At 75.3% G+C, this 1,609-nt stretch carries 2 protein-coding genes and 1 pseudogene; all 3 read left to right on the top strand.

Annotated elements, in window-relative coordinates:
• A pseudogene (locus tag AE652_RS41015) lies at nucleotides 1-308 on the top strand (rRNA cytosine-C5-methyltransferase); the annotation flags it as partial.
• A 414-nt stretch (nucleotides 309-722) separates the two neighbouring features.
• On the top strand, nucleotides 723-878 hold the full coding sequence (locus tag AE652_RS47075) for a hypothetical protein (RefSeq protein WP_158077698.1): 156 nt from the start codon (nucleotides 723-725) through the stop codon (nucleotides 876-878).
• A 66-nt stretch (nucleotides 879-944) separates the two neighbouring features.
• Nucleotides 945-1,609, top strand: a 665-nt coding sequence (locus AE652_RS41010) for a MerR family transcriptional regulator (RefSeq protein ID WP_049661045.1), incomplete at its 3' end; no start/stop codon positions are given.

Below are 1,609 nucleotides of genomic sequence, written 5' to 3'. Positions count from 1 at the left end.
GCTGGCGGCGCCGGCCGGCGGACATCGCGGCCTTCGGCCCGCTCCAGCGGGACCTGCTGCGTTCGGCGATCGAGGCCACCCGGGTCGGCGGCGTGGTCGGCTACGCGACCTGCTCGCCGCACCTCGCGGAGACCCGGGCGGTCGTGGACGACGTGCTGCGGGCCGAGGGCGGCCGGGTCGAGTGGATCGACGCGCGCCCGCTGCTGCCCGGCGTCCCGGCGCTCGGCGACGGCCCGGACGTGCAGCTGTGGCCGCACCTGCACGGGACGGACGCGATGTACCTGGCGCTGCTGCGGCGTACCGCCTGACGGCGGGGTACCGATGCCGCCTCCCCGGTCGGGGTCGCTTCCCCGGCCGGGGTCGTCGCCTCGGCGGGGAGGCCGGCCGGTCGGCTCCGGCAGGTGAACCGCCTCCTGTCCGGGCGGGGTTGACGCGGCGTCGGATGTCGGCTTCCATGGCTGCTGTGTAGCCGCTCGGCTGCATGATCTTTGGGGGGCAGGCTTCGTCGCGTCGAGCGGCGGAAGCCGGGGAAGCAACCCCACAAGACATGCGGCGCGATGCGGCTGTTTCGTTGTGTGGAGTCGGATCCTCGGCGCTGCCCTCCCCGGCCGTGGGAGGCGGCAGTGTCATCGGAGATTCGACGTTCGACGGGGGAGCCTGCCGGTTCGCGGGGTGACGGTGGTGCCGGGACGGACGGCCGCGCGCTCGATCTGATCGCCCTGATGTCGATCCTGGCGGTGTGCACCCTGATCTGCCTGCTGGCCGGTACGGGGGCGCTCCAGGCGGTCATCGGCGCGGCGGGCATCCTGTTCGCCGCCTGGCGGACACCGCGGCGCTCCGGGCGGGAGGAGGGGCGTCGGCGCGGGCCCCGTGGGTGAGACGGGGGCGGCCGCGGCCGTGGGCGGCTTGCATCTCCCGTAGGGGGAGGTAGCAGGGTGGTGGCCATGAACGGCGACGCGCTCTGGACGATCGGCGAGCTGGCCCGGCGCACGGGGCTGACGGTCAAGACCGTCCGCTTCTACTCGGACCAGGGGATCGTGTCGCCGGCCGACCGCAACCCGGCCGGCCACCGGCGGTACGGCCCCGAGGCCGTCGCACGCCTCGAACTGGTCCTTGCCCTGCGGGAACTCGGGCTCGGACTGCCCGCGATCCGACGGGTGGTGGAGCGTGAACTGACGCCGGCCGACGTCGCCGCCGCGCAGGCGGAGGCGATCGACCTCCAGATCCGGGTGCTGCGGCTGCGGCGGGCGGTGCTCGGGGCGGTGGCCAGGCTCGGTTCCACACCTGAGGAGTTGACGCTCGTGCACCGGTTGGCCCGGCTCACGGAGGATGAACGGGGACGCCTGATCGGGGAGTTCCTGACGGGGGTGTTCGGCGGGATCGAAGACGGCGGGATCGGGGGCGGCGGGGGCGGGGGCGGCGGGCGGGTCGCCGCGGTGGCGCGCTCGTTGACGCCGGAGCTGCCGGAGGAACCGTCGGTCGAACAGGTCGAGGCCTGGGTGGAGTTGGCGCAGCTGGCGGGGGACGCCGGGTTCCGGGCGCTGCTGCGCGGGCTCGCCGAGGCGGAGGCCGCGGAGGCGGCCGGCACGGGGCTGCCGAGGCCCGGACT

The sequence above is a fragment of the Kitasatospora sp. MY 5-36 genome (assembly GCF_001182915.1).
Lineage (GTDB): Bacteria > Actinomycetota > Actinomycetes > Streptomycetales > Streptomycetaceae > Kitasatospora.
This window is presented reverse-complemented; position numbering and strand designations above follow the sequence as displayed.